Genomic DNA, 18006 nt, shown 5'->3' with positions numbered 1-18006 from the left:
CGCTTGCGCAACTCGACACCCAGCTGCGACCAGTCAAATCCCAGGATGAATGCCAAATAGGCGCTCAAGTGCAGAACGACATAAGCAAAACACCAAAGACCCAATTGCCTCCGCACAGCAATCCACCCCGCCCACCCCGTGAGCTTCTGCAGCGGCGTCATGCTTAATGTAATGAGCAAAAGCACAAGCGTGCCCAATCCCAATCGATCAACCAACACCTTGCCCGGATCTGGCCCAAGAACATCCGCCCAAGCCTGATACAACCACAACAGTGGCCAGATCGACGCAGCAACAAAAACACCCACGCGCCAAAACGGATATCGCATCAGTAGTTCTTCCGCAGATCGAGCCCTGCATATAAAGAAGCGACTTCATCCGCATAGCCATTGAACATTTGCGTGTCACGCACATTCGGCTTGAACAGACCACTCGGTAGTCGTCGCTCGCGGGCCTGGGTCCAGCGAGGATGATCGACCGTAGGGTTCACGTTCGCGTAGAAACCATACTCGTCCGACGCAATACTCTGCCAAGTGGTTTTTGGCTGCTCGCTGACCAGACTTATCCGCACGATGGACTTGATGCTTTTGAACCCGTATTTCCACGGCACTACCAAACGCAGCGGCGCCCCGTTCTGATTCGGCAACTCACGCCCATACATCCCCACCGCCAGAATCGCCAAAGGATTCATGGCTTCATCCAATCGCAGCCCTTCTATATAAGGCCAGTCGATCAAGGCAAAACCGGAACGCTGTCCCGGCATGCTCTTGGGATCCTGCAGGGTTTCGAAGCGAATGAATTTGGCCTTTGAGGTTGGTTCGACCTGGTTGAGCAAAGCCGAAATGGGGAAGCCTATCCATGGAATAACCATCGACCACGCCTCCACACAGCGAAGACGGTAGATACGCTCTTCCAACTGATAAGGCTTCATAAAGTCTTCCAGCGCGTATCGCCCTGGTTTCCCCACCTCCCCATCCACGACCACAGTCCATGGCTCAGTCTTCAGCGCACCAGCGTTGGCAGCCGGGTCACCTTTCTCGGTGCCGAACTCATAGAAGTTGTTGTAGTGGGTCGCATCCTTGAAGGGTGTGATCGCCTCATCTTTAACGTTAACCGCCCCCCATTGGGTGGAAGGAAGCTTCTCGCTGAACCAGGAAGGCGCCTTGCCAGGTTCGACATCCGGATAACGACCCGTTTCATCGGCCACCGCCCATCGAGGCAGACCGCTCACGGCCAGTCCGGCAACGGCAGCACCCAATACATGGCGACGAGAAAGATAGAAGGATTCAGGCGTGACGTCCGACTCTAGGCAGTCGGACGCTTTTGGGACTTTGATCAGCATGGCTACTCCGCAGCATTGGAGAACAGATGCACCAACAGACTGCGGAGTATGAGGGAAATTACATCACTCGACGCTTTTGCGCCGACGAAGATGTAACAAGTACTGCACCGGACCGGAAGCTGCGTAGGCGAGGAACACCAACAGCAGAATGCGCGGCGGATCGCTGAACACCACTGCGAACACCAGGACCACCGCAAGGATCGCCACGAACGGAACGCGCCCTTTCAGGTCCAGTTCCTTGAAGCTGTTGTACTTGATGTTGCTGACCATCAGCATGCCGGCCGCAGCCACCATCAACGCTACCAGGAAGGACATCTTGGAGCCCTGGATGCCGTAATCGCTGAACGCCCAGACAATCCCTGCCACTACACCCGCCGCAGCCGGACTAGCCAGACCAATGAAATAGCGTTTATCGGCTGTACCGACCTGAGTGTTAAAGCGCGCCAGACGCAACGCCGCGCCTGCTACATAAATGAAAGCAACCATCCAGCCGACTTTACCCATGTCGCCCAAGGCCCAACCAAACGCCAGCAAGGCCGGCGCGACACCAAAGGCAACCATGTCCGACAACGAGTCGTACTCGGCACCGAACGCGCTCTGGGTATTGGTCATGCGGGCGACACGACCGTCGAGGCCGTCGAGCACCATGGCGACGAAAATCGCGATAGCTGCGAATGCAAAATACTTGCTCGCATTGACCGAATCACCGGCGCTCAGGGCTGCCTGTGCACTCATCGAGTTAATGATGGAATAAAACCCTGCGAACAGGTTCGCAGTGGTGAACAGATTCGGCAGAAGATAGATGCCACGATGCCGGACTTTACGGCCTTCGGCGTCATGCCCTTCTTCGACATGCTCATCGATGGGCAGCAGGCTTTCGGCGTCAGAAGCCTGGTTTGGCTCTTCGGGACGTTCGCTCATGGACAATACCTTGCAACGGGGTGGAAAGTTTCGACAGGTGTCTGGGACGACGGTTCGGCCGCAAACGATGCAGCTTTATACCAGAACCGGCCACCCAAACGAAAAAACGCGGCCTAAGCCGCGTTTTCCGTACAAGCGTTCGACTTAGTTTTTGGCTTTGTCGACGATCTTGTTGGCACCGATCCACGGCATCATGGAGCGCAGTTGCTCACCGATGATTTCAATACCGTGAGCGGCGTTGTTACGACGCTTGGCGGTCATCGAAGGATAGCCGGTAGCGCCTTCGCTGATGAACATCTTGGCGTATTCGCCGTCCTGAATACGTTTCAGGGCGTTGCGCATGGCCTGACGGGATTCGGCGTTGATCACTTCCGGGCCGGTCACGTACTCGCCGTATTCGGCGTTGTTGGAGATCGAATAGTTCATGTTGGCGATACCGCCTTCGTACATGAGGTCAACGATCAGCTTCAGTTCGTGCAAGCATTCGAAGTAAGCCATTTCCGGCGCGTAGCCAGCTTCAACCAGGGTTTCGAAACCGGCTTTGACCAGTTCAACGGTACCGCCGCACAGAACGGCTTGTTCGCCGAACAGGTCGGTTTCAGTTTCGTCCTTGAAGGTGGTTTCGATGATACCGGTACGACCGCCACCAACGCCGGCAGCGTAGGACAGTGCAACGTTTTTGGCGTTGCCCGAAGCGTCCTGGTAGATAGCGATCAGGTCAGGGATACCGCCGCCCTTCACGAACTCGGAACGTACGGTGTGACCTGGAGCCTTCGGCGCGATCATGATCACGTCGAGGTCAGCACGCGGCACAACCTGGTTGTAATGGATCGCGAAGCCGTGGGAGAAGGCCAGGGTGGCGCCTTTCTTGATGTTTGGCTCGATTTCGTTCTTGTACAGGGAAGACTGGAACTCGTCCGGAGTGAGGATCATGACCAGGTCTGCAGCGGCAACAGCGGAAGCAACGTCAGTCACTTTCAGGCCGTGTGCTTCAGCCTTTGCAACGGTAGCCGAACCTTTACGCAGGCCAACAGTTACGTCAACGCCGGAATCTTTCAGGTTGCACGCTTGAGCGTGGCCTTGGGAACCGTAACCGATGATGGCAACTTTCTTGCCCTGGATGATCGACAGGTCGCAGTCTTTATCGTAGAAAACTTTCATGAATTTCCCCTATATCAGGCCGTTCAGGCCATTCGCTAATTTGGTTTAAATGCTGAGTACTTTGTCGCCGCGAGCGATGCCGGTGACGCCACTGCGGACGGTTTCCAGAATCGAGGCGGTGCCGATGGACTGAATGAAGCTGTCGAGCTTGTCGCTGGTACCGGTCAGTTGAACGGTATATACGCTGGCGCTGACATCAACGATCTGCCCACGGTAAATATCGGTAGTGCGCTTGATCTCGGCGCGCTGGGCGCCGGTGGCCTTGACCTTGACCAACATCAGTTCACGCTCGATGTGAGCACTCTCCGACAGGTCGACCAGTTTTACCACTTCGATCAGCTTGTTCAGGTTCTTGGTGATCTGCTCGATGACTTCATCGTGACCGACAGTGGTCAACGTCAGACGCGACAGTGTCGGGTCTTCGGTTGGTGCCACGGTCAGGCTTTCGATGTTGTAGTTGCGCTGCGAGAACAGGCCGACTACGCGAGACAAAGCGCCGGGTTCGTTTTCCAGAAGCAAGGAAATAATGTGCCGCATGATTAAGTACGCTCCGTCTTGCTCAGCCACATATCGCGCATGGAGCCGTCTTTGATCTGCATCGGGTAGACGTGCTCACTGGTGTCGACCGAAATATCAATCACCACCAGGCGATCTTTCATGGCGAACGCCTCTTCCATCTTCGACTTCAACTCTTTCGAATCGGTGATGCGCACACCCACGTGACCGTAGGCTTCCGCCAGCTTGACGAAATCAGGTAACGATTCCATGTAGGAATGAGAGTGACGACTGCCGTAGCTCATGTCCTGCCACTGGCGAACCATGCCCAGTACACCGTTGTTCAGGATGACGATTTTTACGGGCAAACCGTATTGCAGGCAGGTCGACAGTTCCTGAATGTTCATCTGGATGCTGCCCTCGCCTGTTACGCAGGCGACATCATCATCCGGGAAATTCAGCTTGATACCCATGGCCGCCGGGAAACCGAAGCCCATGGTGCCCAGGCCACCGGAGTTGATCCAGCGGTTGGGCTTGTTGAACTTGTAGTACTGCGCGGCGAACATCTGGTGCTGGCCCACGTCGGAAGCTACAAACGCATCGCCCTTGGTCACTTCACACAGGGTTTCGATCACGGCCTGCGGCTTGATAACACTGCCGTCGCCCTTGTCGTAAGGAAACAGGCCGCGATCACCGCGCCACTCGTCGACTTGCTTCCACCAACTGGCAACGGACTCCTTGTTCGGGGTCTCGCCGATTTCCTTGAGGATCGCGACCATTTCAGTCAGGACGCTCTCGACAGGGCCAACGATAGGCACGTCTGCCTTGATGGTCTTGGAAATCGAAGCCGGGTCGATGTCGATGTGAATGATCTTGGCGTTCGGGCAAAACTTCGACGCGCCATTGATCACGCGATCGTCGAAACGCGCGCCGACTGCGAGGATCACGTCAGCATGGTGCATCGCCAGGTTGGCGGTGTAGCTGCCGTGCATACCTAGCATGCCGATGAACTGACGATCGGTGCCAGGAAAACCGCCCAGCCCCATCAACGTGTTGGTCACAGGCAGGTTGAGCATTTTCGCCAGTTCGGTCAGCGGCGCCGAGCCGTTGCCGAGAATCACGCCGCCGCCCGAGTACAACACTGGACGTTTGGCCGCCAGGAGCATTTCTGCCGCCTTGCGGATTTGCCCGGAGTGACCGCGAACGGCTGGGCTGTAGGAGCGCAACTTGGCTTTTTTCGGGAAGACGTATTCGAATTTTTCGGCCGGGTTAGTCATGTCCTTCGGGATATCGACAACGACTGGACCAGGACGACCGGATTGCGCCAGGTAGAAAGCTTTCTTCATGACTTCCGGAATTTCCGACGCGTGCTTGATCATGAAGCTGTGTTTCACGATCGGCCGGGAGATGCCGATCATGTCGGTTTCCTGGAATGCGTCGGTACCTACCATGGTGCTAGGCACCTGGCCGGAAATGACCACCATCGGAATGGAGTCCATGTACGCCGTAGCGATACCGGTGATGGCGTTGGTTGCGCCCGGGCCGGAAGTCACCAGTACCACGCCGGCTTTACCGGTGGCACGTGCGTAACCGTCAGCCATATGGGTAGCCGCTTGCTCATGACGAACCAGGATGTGGGTCACTTCCGGTTCTTTGAACAGGGCATCGTAGACATGAAGAAGAGCACCACCCGGGTACCCGTAGATATATTTGACGCCTTCGTCACGCAAAAAGCGGACGAGCATCTCACCGCCAGATAAAAGCTCCACGTTGCTCACCTCTAAAACGCCAGAATACCGCCCACGAAAAATAGGACGGGTCTTAATAGGTTTACTTCTCTGCAGAGCATGAGCGACGGTGGTCGCCGACTACGTCAGCACTGACTGAGCAAGTATTGGGATCGTCCCAAGTGTTGCGGGCCTTTCCCACCCAGCGCGAGGTAACGCGTTGCGGGTGTAACAGGTCGGCGCGGGTGTGCGCCTCATGATCTGCTGAGAGGGTCTGCTTCTGGCAGTCCCTGTACAGCGGACTTTGGATTCTTCTGTTTCGTCCCCTGCAAGTCAAGTCGTCTATGTGCTTTATTGAAGTAAGCACATGAGAAAGCAAGAAAAAACCGCGAAATTGCATGTGTGTTAGCTTCAATTGCGCAACCCGAGACAAGGAATTGGCATGCGAACGTTTTTCCTGACCGCCAGCTTGCTAGTTGGCCTGAGCCCATTGAGTATTGCCGGTCAGATTTACACATGGGTCGACGCCCAAGGTGTGACGCACTTTGATGCGCAGCCACCTCCAGGCCAGCAAGCAAACGTGGTCAAGCCCTCGTCGTCTTCCGGAAAGCCGGCCTTACCCTCACCTACCGGCGCGCTCGGTGACCAACAGGCCATTGATAAAGACGTCAAACGACAAGTTGCCGATCAACAGGCTCAACTGAAGACCTTTTGTGAACAGGCACGGAGGAACCTGGCGCAGCTGCAGAACAATCCGCGATTAAGAGAAGAAGTGGACGGAAAATTGCGACGATTGGATGACGCTCAGCGGCAGGAGCGCATTGGCGAAACGCAGAAACAGATCGCAGATAACTGCCAGTAATTCCTGTAGGAGCTGTCTCGTGAATGAGTCAGCTCTACAAAGGATCAGCGTCAGCGGGAGGCGGAGATCAGCAGGTCGAACTCTTTGAGCAGAACCTGTAGCTGCCGGTCCTTGCCCTGGACATTGCGTCCGGCAAAGACCATTTCGGCCATCTCCTGAATCCCCGATGCGTTCGGCAAGGGTAGATCCTGCTCCAGGATCGCTTTCATGCGCGGCAGGAAGATCCATTGCAGCCACTGCTCGAAATCCAGCGTATCGACCGAAAACGGCTCTACGCTGGAAAGCGCTTCGGCGGATGGCGCAACGTCGTCCCACCAGCCCTGAATCCGCAGCTCGCGCTCGATCAACAGCAATTGCTCGGCAATCTTCGGAAAGCGTACATCCATCACGACGTTACCTTGGCTTTCTGACGGGCTTCTGCTGCACCAGCGGAATCACCCTGCTTCTCACGCGCCTGGGCGATCAATTCCCACAGGCTGGCCTGAAGCGCCGGACGACCGTTGGCGAAAGTCAGCCCTCGACGAGCGAACTGCTCGGCCTGCGCTGCATCACCTTGAGCCATGCGTACCTGCGCCAAACGATAAAGCACCTGCGGCTCCCGCGGAGCGACACGCTGGGCACGCTCAAGGCTGGAAGAGGCGCCATTGAGGTCACCGCTGGCCTGTTGCTGCTGCGCTGTGGTCAACAGAGCGAGAACCGGCCCGTCCAGTTGCTCGTCGGCGGACAGGCCGCCAGAGCTGGCCGAAGGAATTCCGCTCGGCGTCGACGGCATGCTGTAGCTGCCCTGATTGATCGGTGCGGACTGGACCGGCGAGGTATCAATCGGCCCCGGCGTAATCGGACCAGGAGTAATAGGTGTAGTGCTGATCGGCGTCGAAGTCGTGGCGCCAGCACCTGGCACCATCACCACCACACCAGTATCGCCTTGCGGAATTTCCTGAACCTGGGCTTGCGCTGGACGCTTGACCGTTGTCTGACGGAAGCCGCCATTCGCCGAGACCCGCTCACTATTGGAGACGGCCGTGCCGGAGTCCTGTACCGGAATCGACCCGCGCTGCACGGTGGAGCAACCACTGAGCAAAGCCACGGCTGTAACTGCTGGAATCAACCACTTGTTCACTTGAAACCCTCTTTGCTTAGTTCATCCAGCCTTTGACCCAATCCATCACCGTTTCGCCTGAAGCAGGGCTTTCGCCACTGCAAGCAGCGCCGGGAGGCGGTTCGCTGCCGCGAATATACGGCATCTGCACGGCGCCTGGGCAGTTGGCATCAGAGCCTTGCCCGGTGCGCGAATCGACCCAGGCCTGAACAATGTTGTCCGGTTGTGGCATGTCTAGCGGCAGCGGGTCCGCCTTGCGCATGAAGCTGGTCCAGACCTGCAACGCACCGGTGGCGCCGGTGAACGGTGTCTTGCCGTTGTCATCGCGCCCCAGCCACACCACCGCCAGCAAGTCCTGACTGAAGCCGGCGAACCAGCTGTCCCGCGAATCGTTACTGGTCCCGGTCTTGCCCGCCAAGGTCAAGGTCTTTGGTAACACGTTGTAAACCGAGCTGCCGGTACCTTCGCGCATGACCCGTTGCATGGCGCTCTGGATCAGGTAAATGGACGCCGGATCGAAACGCTGCTGAATCTGGAACGGATACCGCTTGAGCGGCTCGCCTTCGGCGGTCAATACACTACGAATGCCGCGCATCGGCGTATTGAAACCACCGTTGGCGAGCGTCTGGTACATGGTCGCCACTTCAATCGGCGTCATGCCGCCCGCGCCCAACAACATCGATGGGAACGCTGGAAATTCGCGGTTCACACCCAAACGCCCGAGTGTCTTGAGCACATTCGGCACACCCACCGCCAACCCGAGACGTGCGGTCGACAGGTTGTAGGAATGCGCCAGCCCTTGATAAAGGAAAACCGTACCGTGGGAGCGGCGGTCGTAATTCTGCGGTTTCCAGACCTGACCGTCCGCACCTTTGACCGAGAAGGATTCGTCCGACAGCCAACTGGTCAATGTGTACTGGCTTGGCTTCTCGAGCGCTGTCAGATATACCGCCGGCTTGATCAACGAGCCGATCGGTCGAACAGCATCCAGCGCACGGTTGAAACCGGCGAAACTGGCCTGGCGACTGCCGATCATGGCCTGGACTTCCCCGGTTTCCGGGTTGGTCACGACCATGGCCGCTTCAACGTCATCGGAGCCCTTGCGTCCGGACAGACGCTTGAAGGTGTCGTTGACCGACGCCTCGGCTTTCATCTGCAGGATCGGGTCGAAGCTGGTGAAGATTCGCAGGCCTTCTTCGGTCAAGTCTTCGTCGCGATAGTCCTCGCGCAGTTGACGCTTGACCAAGTCAAGGAAGCCCGGGAACGAGCTGTCCGCCAATTTGCCTCGTGTTGTTACTCCCAACGGCATTTTCTTCGCGGCAGCGACCTGCTCGGCGGTGGCAACGCCTTGTTGTTCAAGCACATCGAGCACCAGATTACGTCGCTCAAGCGCCCGCTCAGGATTGCGACGCGGGTTGTAATAGGACGGGCCCTTGACCATGCCCACCAACATCGCGACTTGATGCAGCTTCAGTTCGGACAATGGCTGCCCGAAGAAGAACTGGCTGGCCAGACCGAAACCATGCACTGCCCGCTGACCATCCTGACCTACGAACACTTCATTGAGGTAAGCCTCAAGAATTTCTCGTTTGTCATAATGCAACTCAAGCAACATTGCCATCATGGCTTCAGTGAGCTTACGGCTCAGGCTGCGCTCGCTGGTCAGGTAGAAATTCTTGACCAGTTGTTGCGTCAGCGTACTGCCGCCCTGGGTCATCTTGCCGCCAGAGGTGTTGACGTAGACAGCCCGCGCAATCGACTTGGGCGAAACGCCCCAGTGGCTATAGAAATCCCGATCCTCCACGGCGACCAGAGTTTCCAGCAAATACGGCGGAACCTGATCGATTTTGATCAGGATGCGGTCTTCGAGGTTCTTCGGATAAATCCCGCCGATCAGCAGCGGTTCCAGGCGAACCACGGATAGCTTCGAACCGTTCGTCGCCGAGAGTTCGGCGACATAGTCGCCGGAGAAACGCACACGCACGGGCTGTGCCTGCTCCATACCTTCGTAGAACTGGAAGCCACGAGTATTCAAGTCGACGGTATTGCCGTTGACAGCGGCCGCGCCAGGTCCATTGCTCACGCTTTCACGGCGATAGCCCAACGCATCGAGCTCGGTAAGAAAATCGTCCTTGCTGAGCTTCTGTCCGACGAACAGTTCAAGTGGACGCGCGTATACCTTGGCCGGAATCGTCCAGCGCTTGCCGGAAAACTTCTCCTGCACGATGGCATCAAGGTAAACCGCGAATCCGGCCAGCATCACAAGGCCGACCAGGCTGAGTTTCAGGGCCCAGCCCAGCCAAGGGTTCAATCCCTTGGCGGGTGGTTTTTTGGGGGTTCGGGGAGTTCGAGTACGAGTCATGGCGGCGGATTATACGCACTTTATTCATACTCAACAGGAGCCCTCCGAGTTTGCGTTGGGCTGGCGAGCGGCCATAATGACGACCTGAATTTTCCCAGCCTCCGAAGGATCTCCTGTGAGCCAGTCTCTGATCGCCGCCCTGCAAAACCCGGCCCTTTATCCACACCCGGTAGACGGGTTCCAGCTCATCGAGACGCATATTTCCTGGGTGCTGCTAACTGGCTCCTATGCTTATAAAGTGAAGAAGCCTGTGAATTTCGGCTTCCTCGACTTCACAAGCCTTGAGTCTCGCGAGCATTTCTGCGGCGAGGAGCTGCGCCTGAACCAGCGCCTGACAGACGATTTGTACCTGGAGGTTCTACCCGTCACCGGCACTCCCGAAGCACCACAACTCGGCGGTGAAGGCCCGGCTATTGAATATGTACTGAAAATGCGCCAGTTTCCGCAAACCGGCTTGCTCAGCACCTTGCAGGCCAACGGCGAACTCACCACCACGCACATCGACGCGCTGGCAGCACAAATCGCCCGATTCCACCTCAGTGCCCCCAAAGTCCCGGCCGTACACGAAGCGGGCACACCAGACAGTGTCATGGCGCCGGTGCGGCAGAACTTCGAACAAATCCTCCCATTCCTCAGTGACAAGGCTGACCTGCAGCAGCTCGACGCACTGCAAGCCTGGGCAGAGAGCAGCTTCGAACGTCTCAAGCCGCTGCTGGCCCAGCGCAAAACTGACGGTTACATTCGCGAATGCCATGGTGACATCCATTTGGGCAACGCCACCGTGATCGACGGCAACGTGGTGATTTTCGACTGCATCGAATTCAACGAACCGTTCCGCTTCACCGACGTGTATGCCGATACCGCCTTCCTGGCAATGGACCTGGAAGACCGCGGCCTTAAATGCCTGGCTCGTCGCTTCATCAGCCAATACCTGGAGCTGACCGGCGATTACCAGGGCCTGGAACTGCTGAACTTCTACAAAGCCTACCGAGCGCTGGTACGCGCCAAGGTCAGCCTGTTCAGCATGCCGGCCGAAGCCACTCCGGTGCAGCGCGCAACAACCCTGCGCCAGTACCGCAACTACGCCAACCTGGCGGAAAGCTACAGCACCATTCCTTCGCGCTTCATGGCTATTACCCATGGCGTTTCGGCCGTCGGCAAAAGCCACGTGGCGATGCGCCTGGTAGAAGCGCTGGGTGCGATTCGCCTGCGCTCCGATGTTGAACGCAAACGTATGTTCGGCGAGCAAACCGTCGCGAACGACTTGCAGGCCGGCATTTACAATGCCGATGCCAGCGCCGCGACCTACAACCGCCTGCATGAAATTGCCGCTGTGATCCTGCACGCCGGGTTCCCGGTGGTGGTCGATGCCACTTACCTCAAGCGCGATCAACGCGACAGCGCTGCGAAGGTTGCCGAGGCCACCGGCGCCCCGTTCCTGATCCTCGACTGCAACGCACCACAAGCCGTGATCGAGAGTTGGCTAGCCCAGCGCCAGGCGGATAAAAAGGATCCATCCGATGCCACGCTGGCCGTTATCGAAGCCCAGCAAGCCAGTCGTGAAGCACTGACGCCAGCAGAAATCCTCTGCAGTAAACGTGTTCAGACTAATGAAAGCGGGACGCTCGACACCGTGGTGGAACAGATTCGCCAGCGTCTGCCAGGCCTGTAAGAAGTATTTCAGCCGTGAAGCCTTCGGTGGCTTCACGGCTGTCAAATAGTGGCACTATACTGGCGTCATAAAACCAACAGGTAAAATGACATGAGCCAGCAGCCAAAACTTCTCGACACTCCGCTTTATGCCTTGCTGCACAGGGATGACATCGCAGGCTTCAACAACGAGCGTCCGAAGGACGGGCCGATCAACATGGTGGGCGGTGACTTCCGGGGTTTGGACCTGCGCGAATTGAATGCGCACGGTGTTGACTTTACCGACGCCTATTTCCGCTCCGCTGATTTACGCGGCATCGACTTTCGCAGCGCTTCCCTCGAGGGCGCGAGCCTGGCCCATGCGCAGATTTCCGGCGCCTATTTCCCAGCAGAACTGAGTGCCGATGAGATTCTCATGTCGATGAATTTCGGTACGCGACTGCGATATCGCACTCGCTGATCGGTAGGATGCCTGACAAGTCCAGCGCTCCCCTTCGCGCTGGACGCCGGGAAGATCGACGATAATTCCTGCCTTATTACCCATCCTCCCACCGCGTTCGCGGTTATTGACGTTTCAGTCGCTGCCGGGCGCTTAGAAGCTTTTGCGTCGAACTCGACCAAACAATCACGCTTTTGCTGCTGATGGCTACACTCCTCAGAAGCTTGCCCACGCACCATTCGGCCATCGCAAGGAGGCTTGATGAATGATGAACTGCAACACCTGAAAAATCTTGGCAAGACGTCGGCGCAGTGGCTGCATGCCGTGGGCATTCACAGCGCCTCGGACTTGCGTCGCCTGGGGGCGGTGGACGCTTATCGGGCCGTGCGCACGCGCGGATTCCGGGCGTCCAAGGTGTTGTTGTATGCAATTGAAGGTGCGCTGATGGATGTGCACTGGAACGACATTCCCGCCGAGCGCAAAGAAGCACTGAACAAACAATTGGAAGCCATTTCGTCACGTCACAAGAATTGAGCACGTTCGTTTTGCCGCTCGCGCTTTTAGACATTCACTGAAAACGACAGATCACGGTTTAGTAATTTCAACGACTTACAGCTAACGAGCGACACAAATCGATTAAATGAAAAATCAGCGGTTGACTTGGTAATGAGAATCGATATGATTATCACAACTGGTCGCGAGACCGGTCGATTTTCTGAAAAGCCCTTGGTTCGGACTCTCAGATTATCTCCTCATCAGGCTAATCACGGTTATTTGACCCGGCTCTTGCCGGGTCTTTTTTTGCCTGTGGAAAAGTCATCCGCCCTGCCCATTTGGCGCAGAGCGGACGATACCTATTGGTCGTTAGTCCCAGGGAAAAAACCCGACGTCAATTTGTTCAAGCTTTCCGGCAATCTCGGCCCCAGCCCTCCCACCAGTAAGGTCGGATCTAGCTCGATCACCCGCCCGTCCCTGGCAGCGCGAGTGGAGGCCAGAATCGGGTTTTCCTTAAATAAGGCCGCACGCGCCGCCTCGCCGGTCAGCGCACGATCAGCGAATACCAGCACAGCAGGATCCAGACTCACCAGGGATTCATTCGAAAATGGTTTGTAACCTGTGTGGGTCGCCAGATTGTGACCACCAGCCTGTTGCAGCAACCAATCGGCGGCCGTGCCCTTGCCGGCTATCAGCGGCTTGCCGCCGGCATGGCCGAGCAACAACAGCACGCCCGGGGATGGTTGCGTCAATTGCGCCCGGGTGACCCTGATTTTTTGTTGTTCGAGTTTCTGTGTGTAAGCGCCCAGCAACTGCGCTGCCCGCTCTTCGGCACCGAGCAATTTGCCCAGATGCTGCAGGTTGCCCTGTAACGTCGACAAATCCGGCTGAGCCGAGAACAGTTCGACCTGCACACCAGCGCTGCGAATTTGCGATAGCACCGGTGGCGGCCCCATCTCTTCCGTGCCAACCAGAATTTGCGGGCGCAAACTCAACACACCTTCGGCCGACAGCTGCCGCTGATAGCCGATACTCGGCAATGCCTTGAGGGAGGCCGGATTCTGGCTGGTGGTGTCGACACCGACCAGTTTCGACTCACCACCGAGCGCGACAACCCACTCCGACAGCGCTCCACCGGCACTGACCCAACGTTGCGGCAATTCAGCCGCTGTAGCGAGGTGGCTGACGAGGAGTCCGGCACAGATCGCAGCGACACGGGCACTCAGGCGCATAAACAGCTTCCTTAATCGTTTTCCCCGGGCATCAGGCTGATATGCCAAGTATCCTCGGCATTCAGAACGCACCCTTTGGGTGGAAGGCCATTTGATAATTGTTTGCATTTAAGCGTCAAGTAGAGACATTTCCTACAATGCGCGTCGAAATTTGAGGATAGACATGAAGCTTCTTTGCCCAGGCCAAGAGCTGGTCGATGGCAGCAGTCGCGGGTTCAACATTGACGGCCAAAAGGTCTTTGCGGTGCGCAGGGGCGGTCAGGCTTATGTCTATGTCAATCGTTGCCCGCACCGCGGCGTCGGGCTGGAATGGACCCCCGACCAGTTCCTGGATCCCAGCAACAGCCTGATCCAGTGCGCGACCCATGGCGCCCTGTTTCTGATCGAGGATGGAGAATGCGTGGCCGGGCCGTGTGCGGGACAATCGCTGACCCGCGTAGCCTGTCGCGAAGACGCAAAAGGAATCTGGATCAGCGTTTAGGCGTCGAGCAATACCTCCAGACGCCGATCGATTACGATCTCTTCATGGTCCAAGCGCACGCCGTAAGCCAGCACTTCAACGCCACAAGCCACCGCCTCACGCAAGGCTGCGGCATAGGCCGAATCGATTTCTTTCGCAGGCCTCACGGCGTCGATTCCGGTGAGGTTCACGCAATACAACTGCACCGCTCGAATCCCGTCCCGGGCCAAATGCGCCAACTCACGCAAGTGCTTGGCCCCGCGCTGCGTCACCGCGTCGGGAAAAGCCGCTACCGATGAGCCGTCAAAACCCAGCGTGATACTTTTGACTTCCACGTAAGCCGGCCCGCCGGGGTAATCGAGGCGAAAATCGATCCGGCTGCTTTCCTGGCCGTAGGCCACTTCGCGTCTGAGCTCGGTAAAACCGCTCAGCTCGGTGATGATGCTGGCGCGCAGGGCTTCTTCGACCAAGCCATTAGCCCGGGCGGTATTTACGCAAAACCGGCGCCCGTGCGGGGTTTCGCCGATTTCCCAAGTGCCCGGCAATTTGCGCTTGGGGTCGTTGGAGCGACTGAACCAGACCTGTCCGCCCTCGACCTGACAATTGAGCATCGAACCGGTATTGGGGCAATGAATGGTCAGCAACTCGCCATTAACGGTTTCGATATCGGCGAGAAAACGCTTGTAGCGGCGGATCAGCCGACCTTCTTCGAGGGGAGGATGAAATCGCATCAGCCTTGCCAGCTCCGCAAACCACGCGCAATCCGCTCCACCGCTTCTTCCAGACGCTGAAGGCTTTGGGTGTAGGCAAACCGCACATGATGCCCGGCTTGATAACGCCCGAAGTCCAGCCCCGGGGTAAACGCCACATGCTCGGTTTCGAGAAAGTGACGGCAGAACGCGAAGGCATCGCCGCCGAACTTGCCGATATCGGCGTACAAGTAAAACGCGCCTTCGGGTTCAACGGCGATGCCGAAACCAAGTTCTCTCAGTGCTGGCAGCAAGAAATCACGACGGCGGCCGAATTCGGCGCGGCGCTCTTCCAGAATCGCGATGGTTGCAGGTTCGAAACAGGCCAGGGCCGCATGTTGGGCCATGCTCGGTGCGCTGATGTAGAGGTTCTGCGCGAGCTTTTCCAACTCGCCCACTGCCGCGTCCGGCGCCACCAGCCAGCCAAGCCGCCAACCGGTCATGCCGAAATACTTGGAAAAACTATTCAGCACAAAAGCGCTGTCGTCGACTTCCAGCACGCTCGCCGCATCCGTGCCGTAGGTCAGGCCGTGGTAGATCTCGTCCACCACCAGGTGTCCGTGACGCTCCTTGATCGCGGTGGACAGCCCGGCCAGTTCATCACGGGTCAGGATCGTCCCGGTCGGGTTGGCCGGGGATGCCACCAGTGCGCCAACGCTGTCGTGATCCCAGTAACGCTCGACCAGGCCCGGCGTCAGTTGATATCGCACATCCGGGCCGACCGGCACCAACTGCGCGGCGCCCTCCACCAACCGCAGGAAATGCCGGTTGCACGGGTAGCCCGGGTCCGCCAACAGCCAATGTTTACCGGGATCCACCAGCAAGGCGCTGGTCAGCAGCAGAGCGCCCGAGCCACCGGGCGTGATGAGGATGCGTCGCGGATCGATGTTCAAGCCATAACGCTGTTGATAAAAGCCAGAAATGGCCTCACGCAATTCGGGAATCCCGCGTGCGGCGGTATAACGGGTCTTCCCCGCCGTCAATGCGGCCTGGCCGGCGCGGATGATCGGCTCGGCGGTGGTGAAATCCGGCTCACCGATTTCCAGGTGAATCACGTCGTGACCGGCCGCCTGCAATTCATTGGCGCGCGCCAGCAACGCCATGACATGAAAAGGTTCGATCGCACGACTGCGAGCACTGTAGGACTGAGCCATTGGCCTTCCTTCAAACGGGGAAAAGAAATCGATTCTACCCAAGCGCAGGAACGAGCGAGAACCTAAAGCGGTCAGAGCCGTATAACCCAGACCCAAAACGACTCAAGCGAGCGCCCAAGGTTTGACTAAAATCAATAATTGATCAGGGCTCCAGATCCACCAGACAGCGCTTTGCCATCATTTGCAAGCGCCACAGGCCGCGACCTCGACATCCGGGAGTAGCGCGGTCTGATTTGATCTGGTAAGTTCGCCCGCTTGCAGCCGCAGGGCCGGCGGGTGTCGGTGATGGAGCAATCCTGCGCAGATGGATTACAAGAGTAGAGGCGGTCTATTTCATGTCCACCCAAGCAAAGCAGCAACAGCCGACAATTAGCGGCTTCGAACCCTACAAAGAAGTGAAGGGCGAGGAATACATGGGCAAGCCCATGCGCGCGCACTTCACCAAGGTCCTGAACAAGTGGAAACAGGACTTGATGCAGGAAGTCGACCGCACGGTTGATCACATGAAGGACGAAGCAGCCAACTTCCCGGACCCGGCAGATCGTGCCAGCCAGGAAGAAGAGTTCGCCCTCGAACTGCGTGCCCGCGATCGTGAGCGCAAGTTGATCAAGAAGATCGACAAGACGCTGCAACTGATCGAAGACGAAGAATACGGTTGGTGCGAGTCCTGCGGCGTCGAGATTGGCGTCAAGCGACTGGAAGCCCGCCCTACCGCCGACATGTGTGTCGACTGCAAGACCCTGGCGGAAATCAAGGAAAAGCAAGTCGGCAAGTAACTGCGACTTGAACGAAGAACGGAGCGTGCGAACGCTCCGTTTTTGTTTCTGATGTTCATGATATTTGTAGGAACCGGCTTGCTGGCGATAGCGATTTCAAAGACGCCATCGCCAGCAAGCCGGCTCCTACAAAGCGCTAATCGCCATTTAAGTAATATCTTGCCATGACAGCCATCACCTACATCGGGCGCTTCGCCCCCACGCCGAGCGGCCATCTGCATTTCGGCTCGCTGGTCGCTGCGCTGGCTTCTTACCTCGACGCGCGTTCCGTGGGTGGCCGCTGGCTGATGCGCATGGAAGACTTGGACCCGCCTCGCGAGGAACCTGGCGCTCAGGCGGCGATTCTCAAGGCCCTGGAAAGTTACGGTTTCGAGTGGGATGGCGAGATGGTCCGTCAAAGCGAGCGTCACGACGCTTACGCTGAAGTGCTCAACCGCCTGTTCAATCACGGCCTGGCCTACGCTTGCACCTGCTCGCGCAAACAACTGGAACCGTATAACGGCATTTATCCTGGACTTTGCCGCAATGCCGGGCACGGCAGCGAAGACGCCGCCATTCGTGTCCGCGTCCCCGAACTGGACTACCACTTCATCGACCGGGTGCAAGGCGAATTCCACCAGCACCTGGGCCGGGACGTGGGCGACTTCGTGATCCGCCGCCGCGATGGGCTCTACGCCTATCAACTGGCGGTGGTGCTGGACGATGCCTGGCAAGGCGTCACCGACATCGTCCGTGGTGCCGACTTGCTCGACTCCACTCCACGCCAACTCTACTTGCAGGAACTGCTCGGCCTGCGCCAACCGCGTTACTTGCACATTCCGCTGATTACCCAGCCCGACGGCAACAAACTCGGCAAGTCCTACCGTTCACCGCCGCTGACCGCAGATCAAGCCACACCTTTGTTATTGCGTGCCCTGCGGGCATTGGGGCAAAAGCCTGGCGCTGAACTGGCTTACGCCACGCCGCGCGAAGTGCTGAACTGGGGCATCGCCCATTGGGATGCCTCGCTGATCCCGCGCACTCTTAACCTGCACGAGGCCGAGCTACAGTGATCGTACTTGCAGTGGCGCCCCCATCCGTTACCA

General features: G+C 57.6%; 19 protein-coding genes (1 of these 19 cut by a window edge). 7 read left to right on the top strand and 12 right to left on the bottom strand.

Annotation, left to right across the window (positions count from 1 at the left end; translation table 11 throughout):
- The 6 genes from msrQ to ABVN21_RS27535 form a co-directional block, all read right to left on the bottom strand.
- On the bottom strand, nucleotides 1-326 hold the 5' portion of the coding sequence (msrQ, locus tag ABVN21_RS27560; protein WP_338583055.1) for a protein-methionine-sulfoxide reductase heme-binding subunit MsrQ. It extends 295 nt beyond the left edge of the window; the window shows 326 of its 621 coding nt (coding positions 1-326); its start codon is at nucleotides 324-326; its stop codon lies off the left edge, out of view.
- On the bottom strand, nucleotides 326-1339 hold the full coding sequence (gene msrP / locus ABVN21_RS27555) for a protein-methionine-sulfoxide reductase catalytic subunit MsrP (RefSeq protein ID WP_339555107.1): 1014 nt from the start codon (nucleotides 1337-1339) through the stop codon (nucleotides 326-328). Before msrP ends, msrQ begins: the two co-directional genes overlap by 1 nt.
- Nucleotides 1340-1402: 63 nt before the next feature.
- Complete coding sequence (gene pssA / locus ABVN21_RS27550; protein ID WP_339555106.1) at nucleotides 1403-2260, bottom strand: CDP-diacylglycerol--serine O-phosphatidyltransferase; 858 nt, start codon at nucleotides 2258-2260, stop codon at nucleotides 1403-1405.
- A 144-nt stretch (nucleotides 2261-2404) separates the two neighbouring features.
- Complete coding sequence (gene ilvC / locus ABVN21_RS27545) at nucleotides 2405-3421, bottom strand: ketol-acid reductoisomerase (protein ID WP_003228216.1); 1017 nt, start codon at nucleotides 3419-3421, stop codon at nucleotides 2405-2407.
- Between the two features lie 45 nt (nucleotides 3422-3466).
- On the bottom strand, nucleotides 3467-3958 hold the full coding sequence (gene ilvN / locus ABVN21_RS27540; RefSeq protein WP_003176102.1) for an acetolactate synthase small subunit: 492 nt from the start codon (nucleotides 3956-3958) through the stop codon (nucleotides 3467-3469).
- A 2-nt stretch (nucleotides 3959-3960) separates the two neighbouring features.
- Nucleotides 3961-5685, bottom strand: coding sequence for an acetolactate synthase 3 large subunit (locus tag ABVN21_RS27535; protein WP_339555105.1), 1725 nt, complete (start codon nucleotides 5683-5685; stop codon nucleotides 3961-3963).
- 400 nt (nucleotides 5686-6085) lie between these two features.
- On the opposite strand from ABVN21_RS27535, the gene ABVN21_RS27530 reads away from it, so the two are divergent.
- The gene (locus ABVN21_RS27530) at nucleotides 6086-6505 is read left to right on the top strand and encodes a DUF4124 domain-containing protein (protein ID WP_339555104.1); all 420 of its coding nucleotides are present in this window, start codon (nucleotides 6086-6088) and stop codon (nucleotides 6503-6505) included.
- A 50-nt stretch (nucleotides 6506-6555) separates the two neighbouring features.
- On the opposite strand, the gene ABVN21_RS27525 is transcribed toward ABVN21_RS27530, so the two are convergent.
- The 3 genes from ABVN21_RS27525 to mrcB are packed head-to-tail and all read right to left on the bottom strand — an operon-like array spanning nucleotide 6556 to nucleotide 9966.
- Complete coding sequence (locus tag ABVN21_RS27525; protein WP_339555103.1) at nucleotides 6556-6891, bottom strand: YqcC family protein; 336 nt, start codon at nucleotides 6889-6891, stop codon at nucleotides 6556-6558.
- On the bottom strand, nucleotides 6891-7625 hold the full coding sequence (locus ABVN21_RS27520) for a tetratricopeptide repeat protein (protein WP_339555102.1): 735 nt from the start codon (nucleotides 7623-7625) through the stop codon (nucleotides 6891-6893). Before ABVN21_RS27520 ends, ABVN21_RS27525 begins: the two co-directional genes overlap by 1 nt.
- A 16-nt stretch (nucleotides 7626-7641) precedes the next feature.
- Complete coding sequence (mrcB, locus tag ABVN21_RS27515) at nucleotides 7642-9966, bottom strand: penicillin-binding protein 1B (protein ID WP_339555101.1); 2325 nt, start codon at nucleotides 9964-9966, stop codon at nucleotides 7642-7644.
- A gap of 115 nt (nucleotides 9967-10081) precedes the next feature.
- Between mrcB and ABVN21_RS27510 the strand changes: the two genes are divergently transcribed.
- The 3 genes from ABVN21_RS27510 to ABVN21_RS27500 all read left to right on the top strand — a co-directional run bounded on the left by ABVN21_RS27510 (nucleotide 10082) and on the right by ABVN21_RS27500 (nucleotide 12589).
- Nucleotides 10082-11638, top strand: a complete 1557-nt coding sequence (locus tag ABVN21_RS27510) for a bifunctional aminoglycoside phosphotransferase/ATP-binding protein (protein ID WP_339555100.1) — start codon at nucleotides 10082-10084, stop codon at nucleotides 11636-11638.
- A 90-nt stretch (nucleotides 11639-11728) separates the two neighbouring features.
- A complete protein-coding gene (locus tag ABVN21_RS27505; protein WP_339555099.1) occupies nucleotides 11729-12076 on the top strand; it encodes a pentapeptide repeat-containing protein in 348 nt (115 codons plus the stop codon).
- A 240-nt stretch (nucleotides 12077-12316) separates the two neighbouring features.
- Nucleotides 12317-12589: a TfoX/Sxy family protein gene (locus ABVN21_RS27500; RefSeq protein ID WP_007971093.1), complete on the top strand. Its 273-nt coding sequence runs from the start codon at nucleotides 12317-12319 to the stop codon at nucleotides 12587-12589.
- A gap of 320 nt (nucleotides 12590-12909) precedes the next feature.
- Here the strand turns inward: ABVN21_RS27500 and ABVN21_RS27495 are convergent, their stop codons facing one another.
- On the bottom strand, nucleotides 12910-13782 hold the full coding sequence (locus tag ABVN21_RS27495) for an ABC transporter substrate-binding protein (protein ID WP_339555098.1): 873 nt from the start codon (nucleotides 13780-13782) through the stop codon (nucleotides 12910-12912).
- Between the two features lie 163 nt (nucleotides 13783-13945).
- Here ABVN21_RS27495 and ABVN21_RS27490 point away from each other — a divergent pair, with 163 nt between their 5' ends.
- On the top strand, nucleotides 13946-14263 hold the full coding sequence (locus ABVN21_RS27490) for a Rieske 2Fe-2S domain-containing protein (protein WP_339555097.1): 318 nt from the start codon (nucleotides 13946-13948) through the stop codon (nucleotides 14261-14263).
- On the opposite strand, the gene sfsA is transcribed toward ABVN21_RS27490, so the two are convergent.
- Nucleotides 14260-14973 (bottom strand): DNA/RNA nuclease SfsA, encoded by a 714-nt coding sequence (gene sfsA, locus ABVN21_RS27485; protein ID WP_339555096.1) that lies wholly within the window; start codon nucleotides 14971-14973, stop codon nucleotides 14260-14262. The two genes, ABVN21_RS27490 and sfsA, sit on opposite strands and share 4 nt — an antisense overlap.
- The gene (locus ABVN21_RS27480; protein WP_339555095.1) at nucleotides 14973-16145 is read right to left on the bottom strand and encodes a pyridoxal phosphate-dependent aminotransferase; all 1173 of its coding nucleotides are present in this window, start codon (nucleotides 16143-16145) and stop codon (nucleotides 14973-14975) included. The genes sfsA and ABVN21_RS27480 overlap by 1 nt, the downstream gene beginning before the upstream one ends.
- 335 nt (nucleotides 16146-16480) lie before the next feature.
- On the opposite strand from ABVN21_RS27480, the gene dksA reads away from it, so the two are divergent.
- Entirely contained in the window at nucleotides 16481-16921 is a 441-nt protein-coding gene (dksA, locus tag ABVN21_RS27475) for an RNA polymerase-binding protein DksA (protein WP_034151259.1), read from the top strand.
- A gap of 164 nt (nucleotides 16922-17085) precedes the next feature.
- A complete protein-coding gene (gene gluQRS, locus ABVN21_RS27470) occupies nucleotides 17086-17973 on the top strand; it encodes a tRNA glutamyl-Q(34) synthetase GluQRS (protein WP_339555094.1) in 888 nt (295 codons plus the stop codon).
- The last annotated feature ends 33 nt before the right edge of the window (nucleotides 17974-18006 follow it).

The sequence above is a fragment of the Pseudomonas sp. MYb327 genome, assembly GCF_040438925.1.
GTDB lineage: Bacteria > Pseudomonadota > Gammaproteobacteria > Pseudomonadales > Pseudomonadaceae > Aquipseudomonas.
Note: the sequence above shows the minus strand (reverse complement) of the source record. Positions and strands in the feature narration are given on the sequence as shown.

What these genes read in the sequence shown, in the direction of transcription:
- ABVN21_RS27490 (WP_339555097.1), top strand. Translation starts at nt 13,946, where the DNA reads ATGAAGCTTCTTTGCCCAGGCCAAGAGCTGGTCGATGGCAGCAGTCGC.
- gluQRS (WP_339555094.1), top strand. Translation starts at nt 17,086, where the DNA reads ATGACAGCCATCACCTACATCGGGCGCTTCGCCCCCACGCCGAGCGGC.
- ABVN21_RS27530 (WP_339555104.1), top strand. Translation starts at nt 6,086, where the DNA reads ATGCGAACGTTTTTCCTGACCGCCAGCTTGCTAGTTGGCCTGAGCCCA.
- ilvN (WP_003176102.1), bottom strand. Translation starts at nt 3,958, where the DNA reads ATGCGGCACATTATTTCCTTGCTTCTGGAAAACGAACCCGGCGCTTTG.
- dksA (WP_034151259.1), top strand. Translation starts at nt 16,481, where the DNA reads ATGTCCACCCAAGCAAAGCAGCAACAGCCGACAATTAGCGGCTTCGAA.
- pssA (WP_339555106.1), bottom strand. Translation starts at nt 2,260, where the DNA reads ATGAGCGAACGTCCCGAAGAGCCAAACCAGGCTTCTGACGCCGAAAGC.
- ABVN21_RS27505 (WP_339555099.1), top strand. Translation starts at nt 11,729, where the DNA reads ATGAGCCAGCAGCCAAAACTTCTCGACACTCCGCTTTATGCCTTGCTG.
- ABVN21_RS27500 (WP_007971093.1), top strand. Translation starts at nt 12,317, where the DNA reads ATGAATGATGAACTGCAACACCTGAAAAATCTTGGCAAGACGTCGGCG.
- ABVN21_RS27495 (WP_339555098.1), bottom strand. Translation starts at nt 13,782, where the DNA reads ATGCGCCTGAGTGCCCGTGTCGCTGCGATCTGTGCCGGACTCCTCGTC.
- msrP (WP_339555107.1), bottom strand. Translation starts at nt 1,339, where the DNA reads ATGCTGATCAAAGTCCCAAAAGCGTCCGACTGCCTAGAGTCGGACGTC.
- ABVN21_RS27480 (WP_339555095.1), bottom strand. Translation starts at nt 16,145, where the DNA reads ATGGCTCAGTCCTACAGTGCTCGCAGTCGTGCGATCGAACCTTTTCAT.
- mrcB (WP_339555101.1), bottom strand. Translation starts at nt 9,966, where the DNA reads ATGACTCGTACTCGAACTCCCCGAACCCCCAAAAAACCACCCGCCAAG.
- sfsA (WP_339555096.1), bottom strand. Translation starts at nt 14,973, where the DNA reads ATGCGATTTCATCCTCCCCTCGAAGAAGGTCGGCTGATCCGCCGCTAC.
- ABVN21_RS27525 (WP_339555103.1), bottom strand. Translation starts at nt 6,891, where the DNA reads ATGGATGTACGCTTTCCGAAGATTGCCGAGCAATTGCTGTTGATCGAG.
- ilvC (WP_003228216.1), bottom strand. Translation starts at nt 3,421, where the DNA reads ATGAAAGTTTTCTACGATAAAGACTGCGACCTGTCGATCATCCAGGGC.